The sequence below is a fragment of the Luteimonas sp. GW821-FHT14E02 genome, assembly GCF_058803905.1.
The window spans coordinates 40,950-57,618 of record NZ_JBXAPK010000014.1; the positions used below are offsets into that span (position 1 = coordinate 40,950).

The following is a 16,669-nucleotide window of genomic DNA, read 5'->3' on the forward strand; positions in this document are numbered from 1 at the left end:
GTCACGAAGACGGCTTTGCTGAATCTCGTTAAATATTTGTAAGTAAGAAATTGTGTGTGATGAGTCGCTCAGGACCGATTTGTTATCTTCGGACTGGGCAATCAGAGAATGCCCAATTTCCCTAGAACTAATGAACATGGAGGTCGCATGTCGAATTTGGTCAATCCCCATCAAGTCAACGAAGGCCCGAACACACTTGAGATGCGTTCACCGCTGAAGCTGGGTATGTGCGGTCGCGATGTCGCGATGCTCCAAGACAACCTGAATCACTATGGGATTCGTGATGAGAAGGGAGGCACCCTTCCGGTGACTGGCATTTTTGACGAGAAGACGGAGGGAGCCGTCCGCGAAGCTCATGCCAAATTCTCAAAGGATGGCGCGAGAGAAGGGGAGGATGTGATCGGGATGCGTACCTCACCCGAGGATCTGCAGAAATACATGGCGAGAGAGCGAGCCCGCCCTGGCGAGTTCGATGCCGAAGATTGGCGCCACATGGAGCACTACATGGGGCGCGACGGGAAAAACCTGCGCTTGCCTGAAGGAGTCAGGGATCTGAACTTCACGCCGTCAAAAGGAGACGAGGGCCGACAGGCGTGCGATTACATCGCCGACAGTGGGAATAGCAATGGCCGCGAGCGACCGGCGGTGATGGCCGATGCCTCACATCCCAATCGGCCCCTTTATGACGCGATTCGAGGGCAGCTTCCTGCCAGCGTGCCCGATGCGAAGGCTGCGGAAGCAACATTGCACGCCGTGGATAACGGCATTGCCACGCCAGACAAATTGAAAGGAGTGGCCGTACGGAACGATCAGATTCATGTGGAGGGCACCACCCCAGGCTTCCGGGCCTCTGTGGATCTGACTAAGCCCGCGCCATCAGTCGAGGAAGTCAATGTCCGTTTGGCGGCCGCGAATCAGCCCAACAACACGCAAGAAGTACATCAGAATCCGAGCCACAGTCACGGCGCGAGAGCGTTCGGGTAAGGATCTTGGTGCTGGCGGCGTTGGCCGTCAGCACCAATTCGCGGTGGCATTGAAGAAACGGAATCAGATTAGTTGATCAGTCAACAGCGGCTGCTGGTGCTTTTGTCCTTGCCAATCGTTTGGTAGAACGGCCGATTACCGGAATGTCGACGAAATCGGAGCCATTGCTTTGACGTTGCCGCGAAGGGGTTGATGGGTGGCGTTCATCCAACTCGTGCAGCAAGCGATGTGCGGCCAAGTGCGCAGAATGGAGGTAGATGAAGAACGGTGAGAAAATGCACCCCATCAACGCAACACTAATCAGCAGGAGTTGCGTCGTCTGGCTCATCGGCGCAAAGAGAGGTGCAAAGACCGCAAAGACCCACGGTCCAATCATCCAAGCGCCTGTGAGAAACAACAACACATTCGCGCGGCGCTTGAAGTTCAACGGGCGACCACTCGCGAACTGGACGAAATTCTGATCGCCATATCGAATATGGCCTCGTGCAAGCTTGTAATCGCGCAACAACCCGAGAGGATTCTCTCGTTGGCGGGCAAGATCGAGAATTCGATTGTCGATCAAAAAGCCGAACGTCGTATTGGCAGCGAACTGAATGCCGAGCGGTTCATTGGCGATCTGCCGATAGAATCGCCAGGACCCCTTTTCGGATAGATGCAATCGGCCGGTGCGGTACTTCATCCAGGCAAAAACGCCGGCCACAGGCAGGAGCAATGCCAACAACCAGGGATAGAGTTCGAGCAGATTCAGAGCAACGCGCATGTCAGTTCCTCCGTGATGGTGTGGAGAGTTGATAGTGCAGCGATGTCTCAGATTCTGATACCAACTCAGGCCAACCTTCCTCCAGCTTGGCGGAAGACCTTACGCAAGTCTTGTAACGCCACCTCGCGTTGACCATATCCAGCACCGGGCAGCGAGGCCCAAATCGTGCGAATCTTCTTGATCGCATTGTCGAAACGGCCGGCTTGCACATCCTTCAGCGCGCGCCGTCCCCGAATCAGTTCTATGGCGGCACGATCCTGCGATTCCGGCCCGAAGTCGGGCAGCCTCAACCGTTTCTGCAAGTTCCTCCACGTGGGCCGGATGAATTGATAGCGGCCCGCGGCCGTGCTGTGTAGGCCGTACCGCGGCAGGTACACGCGCACGTTCGGATGCTGGCGATAGTCGGTGAAGGTCGTGCCGCCGACGATCACGTCGTAGCCGTCGTCCTGGCTGAAGCGCTCGACGCCCTCGGCGTAAGCGATCGTATCGAGAAAGGCCAGGACGTTCGCGCCGCCGGCGGCGTCAGCGGACAGGCGTGCCATCGTCTTGCTTGATCAGGCGGCCGATCAGGCCGGCGATGAGGACCAGTGCCGTGACGGCGGAATCCACCCACGCCGGCAGGCTGGCCCGTAGGGCCTCGGGCAGGCCGGTCCACGCGGCCTGCACGGCGAGCGCGACCGCCATTGCCTGGACGCTAAACAGGCGCCAGGACGTTTTCCAGTTATCGATCAGTTTCATGTGGGGGGCTCCGTAGGAGTTGAAGGAATCGGTCGGCACTCTTGCCGCCGGCAAAGCCAGCGTTGACGTCCTCGATGCGTTCGGCGCGTCCTTGCCGCTCGCGCGTAATCGCCACGCGATAGAACAGGGCGAGTTGGCGGGCTGTGGCCCGCATCAGGAAATCCCAGCCGTGGTGGTGGTCGATCAGGGTCCCGAGGACGTGGGACCAGACATCGCCTGGGTCTGCATAGCTCTGGCGCTGAGCACGCGCTGCAGAAAAAAATCCGCGTTCACCGCCCAGAACGACACCACGAGCAGATCGCCCTGGCTGGCGGTAAGGGAGCGGACCCAGTCCTCCGGCTGGTCGCAGGCGCGGGCGAGCAGGGACACGGTCGCCTCCGGCTGCGCGGCACAAACGCTGTAGAGCAACGCCAGGTCGAGATCGGCACCACCGGTCTTCTCCACCAGCGCGGCGACCAGCGCCGACACGGGTGCCGACAGCGACAGGCTCTCGAAGAAGCCAAGTTCGCGCACGGTCACCTCGCGCCCGCCGATCGGCAGCGTGCGGTGGGGCTGCAGGATGTCCAGTTCAGATGGGGCGGGGCGCTTGGCCTTCGGCTTATTGACCTTGCGCGCCATCAGACCACCGCCATTTCGATCTTGCCGAAGCCGCCCAACTCCGGATCCAGCGCCGCGGTCTCATCGAACAGGGCCGCGCCGGTGAGCACCAGCGAGCCCCAGTCGTCGGAGACCATGTCCAGCTGCTCGATCGGATTGAAGCCGACGCGGTAGAGCGTCACGATCACCTTGCGCTTGTTGATGGTGTTGATGCCGTCGAGCAGCAGCACGCGCTCGGGTGCCGGCGCGGTGAACAAAGCGATGTTGCGCACCGCGGCGTACTTGTAGGTCGCCTTGAACGGCTGCTGGAAACCGGCTACATCGAGGATGGTGATCAAGCCGGCAGAGATCGAGTCGATGCGGTACTTAGCGGTCGGGATCTCGACGGGTGGCGTGGCGCTGTCGGTCAGGGTGAGATCGCTGATGTAGCTGCGATCCAGGCGAATGGTGTCGCCGACGACGAGATCAGGTGGCAGCAGTTCGCCGGGCGCATTGCCAGCTTCGCGTTGCAGCGGCGTGCCGTAGAGGCCGAGCGCGACGTTCTCGGGCGTGAATTCGTCCAGCGTCAGCGACACCGTCGCCGTCTTGCTCTGCGCGAGCCGGCCATAGAGCAAGCGGTCGCCGGAGAAAGATTCGGTCTTGTCGGAGTTCTGGACTTCGAGGCGAAGCTGGCACTGCGGGGCATTGCCGACCCAGCGCTGCGGGCCGATCTGGCCGTTGGCCAGCCGCTGGGCAAGGTAGACCTTGCCCTGGAAGGAAAAGAGATCTTGGCTACTCATGGGGGGCGTCCGAAGGGGAAGGACGCGCGCACGCATCCCCGCGTCGGAGGACACGGGAGCGCGGGTTGGAGAAAAGAAGGCTTAGCGGAGCGGGCGGTCGAGCAGGCGGCGCAGTTCGTCCTCGATCACGCGCAGGCCGGCGCCGGCCAGGCGCTGCGGGCGATCGCCTTTGCGCAACATCTGCGCGACCGAAGCGCCGTACTCGACCACCAGCGGTTGCCGGCGCCTGCCGACGTAGCGGCCGGCGGTCATGCGGCGTTTGTCGCCTTCACGGCGCACGGCCTGCACGTTGCCGCCGAGCAAGGTGGCGAGGAAGCTGCCGGCACGCAGCGAGCGCTTGCCGCGCAGCACCGAGTAGGTCACACCGGCTTTCGTCTTGCGCGCACCGAAGTTGCGCAGGCCGATGCCGTTGTAGGCACCCACCAGTTGCAAGCCTTCGGCCGTGCGGCGCACACGCAGATCCTGATTGATGCGCTGGGCACGCAAGGCGTACTCGATCTGGATGTCGCGACGGGCGAGCACGGGCCAGCGGCGGCGCAGCGTGCCGAGTGCGCGCGTCTGGACGGCGGTGATCTTCTGCGGAAGGGCACTGAAGGCACGTGCCACCCCAAGCGCGCCATCGGCGCTTACAATGATGTGTGTCACATTTTTTGGGGTGGGGGATGGGGCCGACCGGCTATGCGCGGCTAGCGCGAATGATCCCGTTAGGGGGGCTTCCGGTGTCAGCTTTGCCGGCATCAACGGTGCTGTATCACTTTGGTCGGTTCAACGCTGGTGTGCATGTGCTGGATCGGCCGATGTGGGTCACTGATCGCTATCTCCGGGCGTTGCGATATCGCGGTGCTGAGAGTCCTTTCCTAAGCGCGTTGTTACTCAAATCAGTGACCACAGTGGTCCTGCTTCGCGGAATTGATCTGTCGATTGTTGCCAAGGCACTACGGGTACGAAGTGAAGCGAATTTTTATACGGCGTTGTCGAAGATGCTGATCGATAGTCGGGTCAGCGCCGTAGCAGTCGACAATGGGGACATCTTTCTCCCGAACCCTGGTCCTATCATTGCGCGCGCGCAGAGCAGGCCAGCCGGAGAAATTCACGGACGCCGATAACGCGCTGTCACAACGACCTGTACGACAATGACGGGCAACCCCTCCGGTCGATCAAGAATAGCGGCCTCTTCGAAGCGCACCGGCAATGCCTCCGGCATCCAGCTATCTGACTCCAGTACATCCTCGATGTCGGCGATCAACTCGTGCGCGCGCTGATGGGCATCGTCTAGTGCGGTTGGGTAGGCTGCTTCCAGCAGCACGCGCAGGTCTCGATGCTTGCCCATCGGCTGCGCTTCATCCCGCGCGATGCCGAGGCTCGAAATCGTCAGACCCACCGCATCGGACTCCGGCCGCTGTGCCGGCTCCAGCCAGATCGCCTCGCCAATATCGCTGTGGTAGCCGTTGTCGACACGAATCTTTGCCAGGACATGGGCGAGAGCCTGCAGCAGTTCCCAGGCACGGGGATCAGCCATACAGCACTACCTCGACCACGAAGCCGTCATCGCTGACGATGGATTCGACCGGCTGCACACGCGAGCCAATCGTCACCACATCGCCGCGCTGCGGCTGGAACCAGTCCCGCAGGAAGCAGACCTGGCGGGTGCGGCCGATGACCCGGCCGAACTCGCCGATCTTGTCGACCCCATCGCGCACGATGACGCGCGTCTGGATCGTGGCGTCGCCGCGGCGGACAGTGGCGTCCACCCCGAACACCTCGAACTGCGCGAGGTGGACGGGGTCGAGGTCCAGGCTCATTGCGCGGTCAGCTTAACCAGCAACGCCGGCCGGTGGCACATCGGCAGCGGATTGCTTTGCGTGTGCAGATCGGTACCGCGCTCGAACTTGCGCGGCTCCTGCTTGGCGTAGAGCAACTGACCGAGCGTGTTCACCGTCTCGTTGAAGTCGGCCGGCGCCACGTAGGTGGCGAAGCTGTCCAGCGTGCCGGTCGGGAAAGAATGACCGTCGCCGGCGGCAATGAAGCGGCGGCTGGTGCCCTCCGCATCACTGGCCTCACCGTCGTACTCCTCGAAGCGCACGCCCGCGAAGCGGAAGTCGTTCCGCATGTCCTCGCGCAGCGCCGCACCCTCTTGCCAGCGCTCGTAAGCCTTCTCGACCTTCGCATGCGCCGTGAGCGCATCAAAGAACTCTGGCGAGACCAGCACGCGGATGCCGTCCATGCGCTCACCCTTGAGCGCCTTGCCCATGTACCGCTTCAGATCCAGGCACTTCTTCTTGACGTCAGTGGTGGGCTTGTCCAACTCAAAATTGATGGACTTCGGCGGAATCTCGAAGATGTCGAACAGGTTGATCAGGACCGAGCCGTCCGCATCGAGGATCTCGCCCTTGAGCGCACCCATGCGCAGATGTTCCAGGGTGATTGCGTGCTTGTTGCGCATGGTCTGAAGGTGATCGGCCATGACGCCGGCAATCGTCTCCAGTTCCGTTTCCGTGCCGAAGGCGCGGATGCCGGAGACTTCCTCCGGCAGCACCACGTCATCGTGCGGGATATGCGGAATCGCGAAGGCACGCATCTTGCGCTTGCCGCGCTTGCCGACCGTGCCGGGACTACCGGGCGGGAGCGTCGGCAGCAGGGACAGCACGCCGTTTTTCTCTTCGACCGTGACCTGACGGAAGCGGACAGGCTTCACAGGGAACAGGTTCAAATCGTCCAGCCGGCCGTACTGGTTGGGCAGAATGTTGATCGCCGCCGTCATCGCGGTGAGCGAGAAGGCAGGATTGTGGAAAGGGTTGTTCATGGACATCGGGGTCAGACCTCTTGGCGGATGAGCACGCCGAGCGCGCGCAGTTGCTGCACGGCGGCGGCTTGCTGTTCGGGGGTGATGTCCGGCGGCCACACGAGCGCGCCGTCCGCGACGGCGGCATGGCGGGCGAGAATCAGGCCGTCGGGATTCGGGTTCTCGCCGGTGGTGATCGGCCTGATGCAGATGCCGATGGCGATCTGGCTGCCGTCACTGGCGGCTGGCTGCAGTGCGACGATCTGGCCGCTGGCTGTCAGTTCGCCGACGACTTGGCCGAGGACCAGGTTCTGGCCGGGCGCGACGATGACCAGATCGCGCGAGTAGAGGTTGTCACCCTCGTACTTCACGAGATCGCCGAGATTGAGTTCCTCGTGGAACACGGGATAGGTGGGCAGGGACACGGGTTACTCCTTGCGCGCGGTGGTTGCGCGCGCCTTGACGGCTTTGATGAGCGGGTTGTCCTCAAGGGACGCGCCGGGTGGTTTCGCGTCGGGCGCGATGTGCGAGCTGATCTCGGGCGTGGTCGGCTCGGCGCGCGTGGCATGCAGGCGCTGGCGCACGGCATCGGGCGTGAGGCCTTGTGCGAGATAGGTCGCCGTCAGGTCCGGCTTGCCGGCCAGCTCGCACAGTTCGGCAATCGTCAGTGCGCGAGTCTGTGCATCGGCTTGCGCCTGCGCGCGCACAGCGTCGAGCTCCGCGCCGGTCGGCGCAGTGGGTTCGGTGGACATGGAGAGGGGCTCCTTGGGAGCGGTGGGGGAATCGAGTTCGGCCGTCAGGGCGGCCAGGGCGTCATCGAGCGTGCCGACGTGGTCGGCGAGGCCTGCATTGACCGCATCGGCGCCGAAGTACAGGCCGGCTTCGGTGGCGCGCACGAGGGCGGCTGGCAACTGGCGCTGCGCGGCGACCGTGTCGACAAACAGGTCGTAGAGGCGGTCGACCTCGGTCTGAATCACCGCCCGCGCTTCGGGCTTCAGTTCCTCGTGCGGTGAGGCATCGTTCTTGTGCTTGCCGGCAACGATCGGGGTGTAGACGTAGCCTTCTTTTGCGTCGCGAGCCGATTGATCAATGTGCAGGGCGATCACGCCGATCGAGCCGACGCCGGCGGTGCGGGTCACATAGAGCGTGCGCGCGGCACTGGCCAATGCGTAGGCGGCGGAGAATGCGGCGTCATTCGCAACGGCGATGACCGGCTTGATGTCACGGCCTGCGCGAATGCGATCAGCCAGATCGAAGACGCCGGCGGCTTCGCCGCCGGCACTGTCGATATCGAGCACGATGCCGCGCACATTCTCGTCCGCCAGCAATGCATCGAAGCGCTGGCCGATGGACTGGTAGCTGACGAGCCCGGAGAGCGCATCCAGGCCCAGTGTGCGCTGCACCAGCGTGCCGTGGATCGGCAGCACGGCGATCGAGCCGGGCGGCATGGCATCGTCAGTCGTGTCTTGCTCGTCGCGTCGAGGAGACGGCGCGGCCTCCAGCGACCACTTCGGCGTCAGCACGGACAGGATCACATCCAGCTTGGCGCGCTGGATCAGCAGCGGCGTGTTGAACACGCGCGCCGCCAGATGGGGCAGGGTCATCAAGACTCCGTAGGAGATTCAGCAGGAACAGGCGGCGCTGCGTGCTTCGCGCCGTTGCGGGCGAGCTGGCGCGGATCGGTGTCGAACAGCAGGCCGAGGCGATCGGCGCGGGCGTTGTCGGCGGCGATCTCGCGGTCGATCTCTTCCGCGTCATAGCCGAAGCTCGAGACGGCCTGCGCGCGCGAGAGCAGGCCCGCGCGGATCGCGAGGATCACCGCGTTGAATTCCTTTTCCGGATCCACCCACGACCAGCCTTGCGGGATCCACTTGCAGGCGCGGTACTGGCGCTTGCGGCGGCGGTAGCCGGGCAGCTCGACCGCGCCGGCGAGCACCGCCGCATCCATCCAGGCATTCCAGATCGGACGGCACAGCTGGAAGACCAGCACGCTGTGCTGGAGCATTTCGCAGCGACGCCGGAACTCAAGCAGACCGGCGCGGATGGAGGAGTAGTTGACGCCGGTCAGGTCGCCGGTGAGTTGCTCATAGGTGATGCCCATCGCCGCGGCGATGGCGCGAAACTGCGCGCGCAGGAATGCCTCATAGGAAGCACCGACGTCGGCCGGAGTCGAAAACGTGATGTCCTCATCCGGATCCAGGTACTGCAGCGTCCCCGGTTCCAGGCTGGCCATCGACACGCCCGGTGTTCCGGTCGGGCGATCACCCGGGAGCGGATCTTCGGGGCCGGACCGGGTGATGAAGGCGGCGAACAGCGCCGCTGTCTTCTTGCGCACCAGTTCGGCATCGTCGTACTGGTCCAGTTCGTTGAGCTTGACCAGCGCGCGCGCCAGCCAGGGCTCGCCGCGGATTTGTCCGGGGCGCAATGGCCGGAGCAGGTGCAGGACCTCGCGTGCCGGGATGCGCACAGTGTCCATGCCACCTTGCCGGCTCATCGGCGCGAGCGCGCCGTCCTGCGGGTGGGACGGATACAGGTGGTACGCCACGCGCCGGCCGAGATTGTCGAACTCGATGCCGGCACGAATGACGTTGCCGTTAGGCTGCTCGCGGTTGAGCGTGAGCGGCAGATGCTCGGGTTCGAGCAACTGGAGCTGGAGCGGTACGGTCAGGCCATCCTCGAGCCGGCGCGGGCGCAAGCGCACCAGGCACTCGCCGCCTTCCAGCAGTGCGCGGCAAGCCAGTGCCTGCAGCCCATAAAAATCCGTTAGCCCCGCGGCATCCGCTTCGTCGGTCCATTCCAGCCACAACGCCTGCACTGCGGTGCGCTGTGCCTCGTCCGTAATCTGCGACTGCGGCTTGATCCCGGTGCCGACTGCGTTAGCGACGAACGCCTCCAGCGAAGCGTTGGCCCAGGCGTTGCGCCGCACCAGATCGCGCGAGCGGGAGCGCAGCGCATCACCGGTGAACAGCAGTGCGGCGATGGCGCCGGGATTGCCGGGACTCCAGGCCAGCGCACGGCGGCCTCGGCCGGAGACTTCGTGGATCGGTGAGCCGCCGAACAGGGCGGTCCGAATGCGCGAGAACCAACCCATCAGAATCCTTTATTGCTGTTGATGCGGACCTGACGCGTGCGCGTGCCGCCGGCCGCCTGCGACAGCGCCGCTTCAACCTCGCGGATCGCGGCGCGCAGCTCCTCGACGCTGCGGTACTCGACCGAGCGGTCGCCGAAGTCGACACGGCGCTCGCCGCGCGCGAGCGCGTTGCGCAGCGCCTGCAACTGCGCGGCGGTGTAGGGGGCTTCGGTCATGACAGGAATCGGCTGCGGACCACACGGCGCGCGGGACGGCGGGATCCAGAAACAGAACGGCCGCTGGGGTCAACGGCCTGGTCGGGAATAGGGCGTGGCAGTGCCGTCAGCGGCGGCGGTGTGGGCAGCAGGCCAAGGCCGCGTTCCAGCTCATCCCAGTGCCGGTCTTCGAAACGATCGATGCCCGCCTGCTGCGCGGCGGCGCGGGCGTAGACGTAGGCATCGAGGGCTTCGTTGCGCTCGCGCTTCTTCTCCCACGTCCGCACGAGGTATCCATGCTTGTCGCGCCGAGAGACCAAGTGCTCGGCAGTGAGCTGCTGTATGAACTCGGCATCCATCTTCGGCAGATGGATGTAGCCAGCGGGATAGACGAGGCCACCATCGTCGCCGGCCTCAACCGTCAGACGAAGCGCGTTGTAGAGAGCCAACTTGGCAATGCCACCGGCCACCGCATACAACTTCACGCCGCGGCGCAGGCGCTTACCCTCGATCGTCACGTCCACGGCAGTTGGCGTGCCGATCAGCGCCGCGCCACGCTGCACGCCCTTCATCGCCAGTACGCGCGGATCGCGAACCTTGCGCACGAAGGCATAGGCTTCCTGCGTGGCAAAGCCGGTGTCCAAACCAAGGCGGGACAATGGAATCAGCGCACCCGAGGCATGCGTCCAGGTCTCGCCGAGCAGTGCCGCGAGATCGCGCCACACGGCCTCGCGCGCGGTGTCGCCGGGAAGGACGCGATGCTCGACCAGCCAGCACTCGCGGTCACGTCCGAAGGCCCAGACCGAGACTTCGATGCGATCACGCTGGATGTCGGCACCGGCAGTCAGCAGCAGTCCGCCGTCCGGCACGATGCCGATGCGGTAATCCTCACCGCGCTCCAGCAACCGCTCCCAATCCGGCGCTTCTCCTTCCTCTTCCCAGGTCTCGCCAAGCTCGGTGTTTTTGAATGCTTTCAGCGCAGAGGCGTGGCCCTGCGCGGCTTCCCATGCTGCTGCGATGTCAGCCCAGCTGCGCCAGCCGACCGGCGAGTACAGGGAGGACAGGTGGAAGCCGGCCGTCTTGCCGGCAGCATCCGGCACGGTTGCGCGCCACTGACCAGCGGCGAGCATCGCAGTCTTGTGGTGCTCGTAGATGCCGGACTCGCAGTCTTCGCAGACGTAGCGCACCGAGAGCGGAGTGCCCCAATCCCAGCGCAGCTGCTCGAAGCGCAGCCACTGCATGTGCCCGCAGTGCGGGCACGGCACGAAGTAGCGGCGCTGGTCGGAGGCGAGATATTCGCGCTCGATGGTCGAGGCACCCGCAATCGTCGGCGTCGAGATCAGCAGGATTTTGCGCCGGGTGAAGGTGCGCGTGCGGGCCTCAGCCAGCGCCACCGCATCACCTTCGCCCTCGACGTCGTGCGGGTAGCCGTCCACCTCGTCCAGGAACAGATAACGCACCGGCATCGAGCGCAGGCCGACCGCGCTGTTGGCGCCGGTCATCACCAGCACGCCACCGCGGAATTCCTTGGCGAGGATGGTGTTGCCGGCATCGCGCGCGCGGGCCGGCGCGATGCGTTCACGTAATGCCGCGGACTCCTCGATTAGCGGGTCGATACGCTGCTTCGAGTTGCGCTTGGCCATCTCGACGGTCGGGGCGACCGCCATCATCGGCCCCGGTGCGTGATGGATGACGTAACCAATCCAACAGTTGCCGGCCTCGGTGGCGCCGATCTGCGCACCTTTCATGAACACAACACGCTCGATCGCGGATGCTGGCGAGAGCACGTCCATGATCTCGCGCAGGTAGGGCGTGCGCGCGGTGCGCCAGCGCCCCGGTTCGGCTGATGAGACGGAGGACAGCACGCGGTGCTGGTCCGCCCATTCGGAAACGGTCAGCAGGGGGTCGGGCGTGAGGCCATCGCGCCAGGCGTGACCGACATCGGTCGCGCCGTCGTAATCGATCATTCGGGCATGTCGCGACGCGACATCTCTTCTGCTTGGCTTCTGTCGAAATCGAAGCGTTCATGCGTTCCCCAACACGGAGAACACCGCATGTACCGTACCGCCACAGACCTGCTGCAATCCTTCGCGCTGAGCGAATCGATCGAGCAGAAAATTGCTCACCTCTCGTCCGTCGTTTCCCAGCTCGAACCAGCCAAGCTGGAAACCGAAACCGGGACGCTCATGATGGCGCGAGTTGAGAGGCTGCTGGACGACGCCAGCACCTATCTTGAAACCTTGACCGGACGCTGAGGCCCGCCATGAACGAACACATCACAGAGCAGGCCGAAGCCCTCTATCCCGAGGATTTCTTCGACAGCATCGAATCCTCGACCGCCGAATTGATCTGTCGGATACAGGTCGAAGGAGAAGCGTGGCGCGGACGCGCAGACCTCGGCGCGAAATTCCACCTCATCGCCCTATATCTGGAGCAGGCCACTGCGCTTTTGCCGGATGAGGAGCAGGGCGGCGGCTAGTCGTCCAGCCGAACGCGAACATCCCCCAATTCCGCGAGGTGCGAGCGCACCTCGCGCTCCAGCGCGACGTGAACTGTGTGCGGATCCGCACCGAACTCGGCGGCGAGCAGGGCACTGATGCGCGAGGGCCAGTTGAGCCAGGCATCGCGCTCTGCGCGCGCCAGCGCGAACACATGCGCCAGCGCCTGCGCGCGATCGATCAACTCGCCCTTCAGCCGCGCCAGCCGCACCTTGTGGTGCTGCGCCTTCAGGACCTCGTTGGCGGTGCGCGCCTGGGTGAAGGTCGCCGTGCTGCTCGCAGGCACCTCGCCGGCGTCGCCCTCGGTGCGCGCGCGTGCGGGCGCACGTGGCGCTGCCGGCACGATACGAGAGGGTAGAGTCGCCGCAGGTGCCTGCGCGCCGCTGCGGCGCTCACTGCCGGGATAGGCCTGGCTGGTATTGCGCGCCCACTCGGCGTCGACCTTGACCGCGTCGATCGTGCCGTCCGGTTCGGGCGTAATGCGGCCGGTGGCGATGGCCTTGCGCACGGCCGCGTCCGACACGCCGCGATGTCGGCCGTAGGCCCGGATCGAGATTCCCACAAGCAGCGCGGTCAGTGAATGTGATGGTGCAGGTTCAGCTGCTCGCGCTCATGGAAGTTGCCATGAGCGCGGGCGATCAAAGTGCCGTTTGGTCTTGAGGAAGGCGTTATTCAGCCGGTACCGACAGGTAGTGGGCGAGGGCGTCCTCCAGCGTGAGGGTGTTGAGGATCACCGCGTCCGAGTGCTTGGCGCGAATCAACCGTTCGATTCGATCCGTATCTCCGGTCCATCGAACTTTGCTCGTGTAGATTCTTCCGCCGGACAGGAGCACGGTCTTGATCTTCAGATTGCGTTTGAGCCAGCGCTCCGCATCCTGTCGGGCCATCTCCTCGCCCACGAGGTGGTCTACGAAGTCTTCCAGATCATCGAAGGGCAGCACGCCGAGCCCGGCGCCGTAATCATGCTCTTGCGCCTTCGCATAGGTCTGCGCGGCATCGAAGTCCGCTCCGCGACCTGCCATCGCGGGAGTCAAGCACGAGCTTCCACCATGCCCATCATTATGGATATGCCCGATCAGCCTTCCCGACCAGTACACCTGGGCGGAATAGGCGATGGTCTCTTCGCTGAGCTGGCGCGCGATGTGCAGTCGCTTCAGGGTAATCGGGCAGGCCTGTTGCAGGGTGGTCGTCGTTTTTGTGTTCATCAGCGATCCGTTGGTGGTGAGTTCGGTCGCATGAACGCTTCGATTTGCCTGAAAGCCAAGCATTGCTCGAAGTCCTACCGTTTTCAGACAGCCGCGTGACAGCTTCGTGGTGCTGTCCGCGAAGCTGTCCGTGCCCTGTCTGCCGCTTGCGTTCGCCAATTAATTGCTTGGCTTTCAGGCAAATCGAAGCGTTCATGTCGTCACCGGCCAAGCATGGCCAATGACGAGCAACCACCATGAGCAACCATGTCATCAAGGCATTGAACGAAATCCAGAAGAGCATCGAAGCGTTGTATGACTTCTACAAGAACGATGAGATCTATCAGAACGAGTTGAACTTCGCGGTTGGTTCCATTGAGCAAGCCCGCGGGGCCGTTGAGTTTTACGAGAATTCCGGTCGAAAGAAGGGCAAAAACCGATGAGTAATATGTCCTATTGCCGCTTCCGCAACACCCTGTCCGATCTGCGCGATTGCCGGGATGCCCTGAACCGGTTGATCGATGGGGCAGAAGAGCCGCTGAGTCGCGATGAAACCTCAGCGGCGGCACAGTTGGCCGAACTGTGCCGCGACATTGTCACCGAGGTGTGCGAAGCGGCCGATCTCGACTACGACCTTTACATCCATCGTCTGAAGCTGGGTGAAGCGGTTCGAATGATCAACAGCAACGCGCTCGAAAACTACTCCGGCGAGGAGTTATGAGCCGGAAATCCCGCATCACCCGCAAACGACGCAAGCGCCGCCAGGACAAGGCGGCGCTTCGGCACGGACCATCCGCCAAGCCGACCCACCGACGCTTGGGCGGGCGCACGGGGAAGGGCAAGCCTAAGCCGCGACGCTGAGGGAATCTTCGCGCGCTGGCTCCCCGAGCATCGTCCCAGTGCAGTTCGGTGCACCACACCGGCAGGCCCACTCTTTCCTGTCCCTGGCGGTGATCGGCGCATCCAGTTCGAGGCTGTAGTGGTACGTCAGTTCCTCGCCGGGGGCGATGTCCCGGATCGCCTCGATGAAGATCTTGTCGTGGCGCCGGTTTCCCGAGGCATCTTCCTCAATGACCGCCTCGCAATTGGGCGCGCAGCTGTGATTGATCCAGCGCGCGATGTTGCCGCGGATCCCAGTGTCGATGACGTAGTCATCGTTGAGGTAAAACAGGAAGGTGTGGCCGTGTTGCTTCTTGTCGTAGAGAGCTTTCGCATCCGCGTGGGTGCGGAGCATGCCCTTGAGCTGGACAACGCATTCGCCCTTCCTGATGGGACGGGTGGCGAACACGCCGGTGCCGTGGATGGCGGATCGTCTTGCGGTGATTTTTGTGTTGCAGGAAGTCATGGGGGCAGGGAGCCTGTTACGTGGAGCCTCCCTGCTAAAACGAAAGCTGTCGCGTGCCGCGATTGCACTGTCGGCCTGTATGTCGCCTCTGCGACGAGACCTACGCTATCCGCGCTTGCGCGTACCCGGCGTGAACAAGCCCCGGCTGCAGCGTTGAATCAGACCGCCCCTGACGGGACGGTCATCCGTTCCTCTGATGGTTATCTGATCCGACGTTGCTTGACTGCGTTCGGGATCAGCACCATGCAGGCGAAATCGTCCATCGTTGGGTCAGTTGTCAGTTCCGTTTCCGGGATGGGTGCTGTGATGACCATTTCGGCATTCGGCCAAGTCTCAGGATCCTCAGGTCCGGCGCCGAGCCACTCGCCGTTCTCCATCAGATGCTCTTCGGTGGGTAGCAGGTCCTCTTTGCTGCCGTTGGCGGCGCGGAATCCAGCCGCGTAGCCATCGAGATAAGCGGCAGTCAGCGCCCGTTTGGGAATGGCGACATTGAGCGCGTAGGAATGAGGGCGATTTCTCCTGCGCGGTCGCAGGGAATCGATGCCGAGGTAGAGCCTGGCGATCGTGGCGATGTTGTTTTTCATGGGGCGGTCTCCGTGCTGGGTGTGACCGCATGAACGCTTCACTTTGCACAGAAGCCAAGCGCAGAGCCCGCATCAACAGCATCAACAGACACCCGGCGGACAGCTTCGCCGATGGAGCCATGTTGCAGATGCACGAAGTTGTCTCACTGCTTAACGCCAGCCGGAACAATCGGAATCAGTTGCGCAGCGCGCTTGGCTTCCGCGCGCATCGAAGCGTTCATGTCGCCACACCAAGCGGCCAAGGAGCCCACGATGCAAACCGAAGCGAAAGCAACCACTACCTTGAACACCAAGATCAAGATCTCTGACACCCAGGCCGCCGTCCTGAAGCTGGCCGTCAAAACGCAGGGCCACATCGAGCAGTTCCCCGAGAACGTCAACGGCGGTGCGCGCAGCAAGGTGTTGCGAGCGCTGATCGCCGCTGGCCTAGTCGAGAACGAGAACGAAGGCTGCTGGCTGACCGATGCCGGCTACGCCGCCATCGGCAAGAAGCGTCCGGAGCCGACGCCTGCCGAGGCAGCGCCAGCGAAGTCCGCCAAGACCAGCAAGAAGGCCGCGCCGGATGGAGGTTCCGGCCAACCGCGCCGCACCCGCGAGAACAGCAAGCAGGCGCAGGTGATCGCCATGCTGCGCCGCAAGGAGGGGGCCACCATCGCAGAAGTTTGCGATGTGACCGGATGGCAGCAGCACACGGTGCGCGGCACCTTCGCCGGAGCCTTCAAGAAGAAGCTCGGCCTGACGATCACCTCGACCAAGGACGCGAGCGGCGCGCGGGTCTACCGCATCTCGGAAGAGGCGAGCGCTCAATGAGCGCTCCGGCCTTGCCCGAGAACAAGAAAGCGATCCTCGATGCACTCGCCAAACGTCTTGCTCAGGCATCGATGCAGGTGTTTGCAGCCCTCACGCCGGAGGCAAAGGGGGCCAGCGAGGCGACGTTGGAGCCTGCACTTCGCGCCATGCGCGAAGCGTCCAAGCCAGCGGTCAGCCAGCTTCTGGACGATGCCAAACATGCGCCTTGGATGGAAGAGCCTGCTTTCATGTTGGCCGTGCTGGAGATCACCGAGGCTGGCGTCAAGGCATGGCGGACGGCAACGCAAACCACGCACTGAACGGAGACGGATGCGCCAACGGGC

General features: G+C 63.5%; 25 protein-coding genes. 7 read left to right on the top strand and 18 right to left on the bottom strand.

Annotated elements, in window-relative coordinates; translation table 11 throughout:
- Positions 1-147: 147 nt before the first annotated feature.
- A complete protein-coding gene (locus AC1RNP_RS18170) occupies positions 148-984 on the top strand; it encodes a peptidoglycan-binding domain-containing protein (protein WP_493052702.1) in 837 nt (278 codons plus the stop codon).
- 76 nt (positions 985-1,060) lie between these two features.
- On the opposite strand, the gene AC1RNP_RS18175 is transcribed toward AC1RNP_RS18170, so the two are convergent.
- From AC1RNP_RS18175 to AC1RNP_RS18240, 14 genes are all read right to left on the bottom strand, one after another.
- Entirely contained in the window at positions 1,061-1,744 is a 684-nt protein-coding gene (locus AC1RNP_RS18175) for a hypothetical protein (protein ID WP_493052703.1), read from the bottom strand.
- Positions 1,745-1,809: 65 nt separating this feature from the next.
- Positions 1,810-2,286: a glycoside hydrolase family 24 protein gene (locus AC1RNP_RS18180; protein WP_493052704.1), complete on the bottom strand. Its 477-nt coding sequence runs from the start codon at positions 2,284-2,286 to the stop codon at positions 1,810-1,812.
- Positions 2,267-2,482, bottom strand: coding sequence for a DUF7940 domain-containing protein (locus AC1RNP_RS18185; protein ID WP_493052705.1), 216 nt, complete (start codon positions 2,480-2,482; stop codon positions 2,267-2,269). Before AC1RNP_RS18185 ends, AC1RNP_RS18180 begins: the two co-directional genes overlap by 20 nt.
- Before the next feature lie 183 nt (positions 2,483-2,665).
- Positions 2,666-3,100 (bottom strand): DUF6631 family protein, encoded by a 435-nt coding sequence (locus AC1RNP_RS18190; RefSeq protein WP_493052706.1) that lies wholly within the window; start codon positions 3,098-3,100, stop codon positions 2,666-2,668.
- Positions 3,100-3,858, bottom strand: coding sequence for a phage tail tube protein (locus AC1RNP_RS18195; protein ID WP_493052707.1), 759 nt, complete (start codon positions 3,856-3,858; stop codon positions 3,100-3,102). Before AC1RNP_RS18195 ends, AC1RNP_RS18190 begins: the two co-directional genes overlap by 1 nt.
- Positions 3,859-3,939: 81 nt before the next feature.
- Positions 3,940-4,503, bottom strand: a complete 564-nt coding sequence (locus AC1RNP_RS18200) for a hypothetical protein (RefSeq protein WP_493052708.1) — start codon at positions 4,501-4,503, stop codon at positions 3,940-3,942.
- Positions 4,504-4,948: 445 nt separating this feature from the next.
- Positions 4,949-5,377, bottom strand: coding sequence for a hypothetical protein (locus tag AC1RNP_RS18205; protein ID WP_493052709.1), 429 nt, complete (start codon positions 5,375-5,377; stop codon positions 4,949-4,951).
- Entirely contained in the window at positions 5,370-5,660 is a 291-nt protein-coding gene (locus tag AC1RNP_RS18210) for a head-tail joining protein (protein WP_493052710.1), read from the bottom strand. Before AC1RNP_RS18210 ends, AC1RNP_RS18205 begins: the two co-directional genes overlap by 8 nt.
- Positions 5,657-6,760 (bottom strand): major capsid protein, encoded by a 1,104-nt coding sequence (locus AC1RNP_RS18215; protein ID WP_493052711.1) that lies wholly within the window; start codon positions 6,758-6,760, stop codon positions 5,657-5,659. Before AC1RNP_RS18215 ends, AC1RNP_RS18210 begins: the two co-directional genes overlap by 4 nt.
- Positions 6,673-7,065, bottom strand: coding sequence for a head decoration protein (locus AC1RNP_RS18220; RefSeq protein ID WP_493052712.1), 393 nt, complete (start codon positions 7,063-7,065; stop codon positions 6,673-6,675). Before AC1RNP_RS18220 ends, AC1RNP_RS18215 begins: the two co-directional genes overlap by 88 nt.
- A 3-nt stretch (positions 7,066-7,068) precedes the next feature.
- Complete coding sequence (locus tag AC1RNP_RS18225; protein WP_493052713.1) at positions 7,069-8,244, bottom strand: S49 family peptidase; 1,176 nt, start codon at positions 8,242-8,244, stop codon at positions 7,069-7,071.
- A complete protein-coding gene (locus AC1RNP_RS18230; protein ID WP_493052714.1) occupies positions 8,244-9,731 on the bottom strand; it encodes a phage portal protein in 1,488 nt (495 codons plus the stop codon). Before AC1RNP_RS18230 ends, AC1RNP_RS18225 begins: the two co-directional genes overlap by 1 nt.
- Entirely contained in the window at positions 9,731-9,946 is a 216-nt protein-coding gene (locus AC1RNP_RS18235) for a phage head-tail joining protein (protein ID WP_493052715.1), read from the bottom strand. The genes AC1RNP_RS18230 and AC1RNP_RS18235 overlap by 1 nt, the downstream gene beginning before the upstream one ends.
- Positions 9,943-11,892: a phage terminase large subunit family protein gene (locus AC1RNP_RS18240; RefSeq protein WP_493052716.1), complete on the bottom strand. Its 1,950-nt coding sequence runs from the start codon at positions 11,890-11,892 to the stop codon at positions 9,943-9,945. Before AC1RNP_RS18240 ends, AC1RNP_RS18235 begins: the two co-directional genes overlap by 4 nt.
- A gap of 87 nt (positions 11,893-11,979) precedes the next feature.
- On the opposite strand from AC1RNP_RS18240, the gene AC1RNP_RS18245 reads away from it, so the two are divergent.
- The gene (locus tag AC1RNP_RS18245; RefSeq protein ID WP_493052717.1) at positions 11,980-12,180 is read left to right on the top strand and encodes a hypothetical protein; all 201 of its coding nucleotides are present in this window, start codon (positions 11,980-11,982) and stop codon (positions 12,178-12,180) included.
- 8 nt (positions 12,181-12,188) lie between these two features.
- Positions 12,189-12,404, top strand: coding sequence for a hypothetical protein (locus tag AC1RNP_RS18250; RefSeq protein ID WP_493052718.1), 216 nt, complete (start codon positions 12,189-12,191; stop codon positions 12,402-12,404).
- On the opposite strand, the gene AC1RNP_RS18255 is transcribed toward AC1RNP_RS18250, so the two are convergent.
- Positions 12,401-12,985, bottom strand: a complete 585-nt coding sequence (locus tag AC1RNP_RS18255) for an elements of external origin (protein ID WP_493052719.1) — start codon at positions 12,983-12,985, stop codon at positions 12,401-12,403. The two genes, AC1RNP_RS18250 and AC1RNP_RS18255, sit on opposite strands and share 4 nt — an antisense overlap.
- A gap of 106 nt (positions 12,986-13,091) precedes the next feature.
- Positions 13,092-13,691: a hypothetical protein gene (locus AC1RNP_RS18260; protein ID WP_493052720.1), complete on the bottom strand. Its 600-nt coding sequence runs from the start codon at positions 13,689-13,691 to the stop codon at positions 13,092-13,094.
- 173 nt (positions 13,692-13,864) lie between these two features.
- Here AC1RNP_RS18260 and AC1RNP_RS18265 point away from each other — a divergent pair, with 173 nt between their 5' ends.
- Both AC1RNP_RS18265 and AC1RNP_RS18270 read left to right on the top strand, forming a co-directional pair.
- Positions 13,865-14,050 (top strand): hypothetical protein, encoded by a 186-nt coding sequence (locus tag AC1RNP_RS18265; protein WP_493052721.1) that lies wholly within the window; start codon positions 13,865-13,867, stop codon positions 14,048-14,050.
- A 5-nt stretch (positions 14,051-14,055) separates the two neighbouring features.
- Positions 14,056-14,328 (top strand): hypothetical protein, encoded by a 273-nt coding sequence (locus AC1RNP_RS18270; protein ID WP_493052722.1) that lies wholly within the window; start codon positions 14,056-14,058, stop codon positions 14,326-14,328.
- A gap of 123 nt (positions 14,329-14,451) precedes the next feature.
- On the opposite strand, the gene AC1RNP_RS18275 is transcribed toward AC1RNP_RS18270, so the two are convergent.
- Both AC1RNP_RS18275 and AC1RNP_RS18280 read right to left on the bottom strand, forming a co-directional pair.
- Positions 14,452-14,952, bottom strand: coding sequence for an SET domain-containing protein (locus tag AC1RNP_RS18275; protein WP_493052723.1), 501 nt, complete (start codon positions 14,950-14,952; stop codon positions 14,452-14,454).
- A 200-nt stretch (positions 14,953-15,152) separates the two neighbouring features.
- Positions 15,153-15,536 carry a hypothetical protein gene (locus AC1RNP_RS18280; RefSeq protein ID WP_493052724.1) on the bottom strand — a complete coding sequence of 128 codons (384 nt, stop codon included), beginning with the start codon at positions 15,534-15,536 and terminating at the stop codon, positions 15,153-15,155.
- A 192-nt stretch (positions 15,537-15,728) separates the two neighbouring features.
- On the opposite strand from AC1RNP_RS18280, the gene AC1RNP_RS18285 reads away from it, so the two are divergent.
- The gene (locus AC1RNP_RS18285) at positions 15,729-16,346 is read left to right on the top strand and encodes a DUF3489 domain-containing protein (protein ID WP_493052725.1); all 618 of its coding nucleotides are present in this window, start codon (positions 15,729-15,731) and stop codon (positions 16,344-16,346) included.
- Positions 16,343-16,645, top strand: a complete 303-nt coding sequence (locus AC1RNP_RS18290; protein WP_493052726.1) for a hypothetical protein — start codon at positions 16,343-16,345, stop codon at positions 16,643-16,645. Before AC1RNP_RS18285 ends, AC1RNP_RS18290 begins: the two co-directional genes overlap by 4 nt.
- Positions 16,646-16,669: the final 24 nt, after the last annotated feature.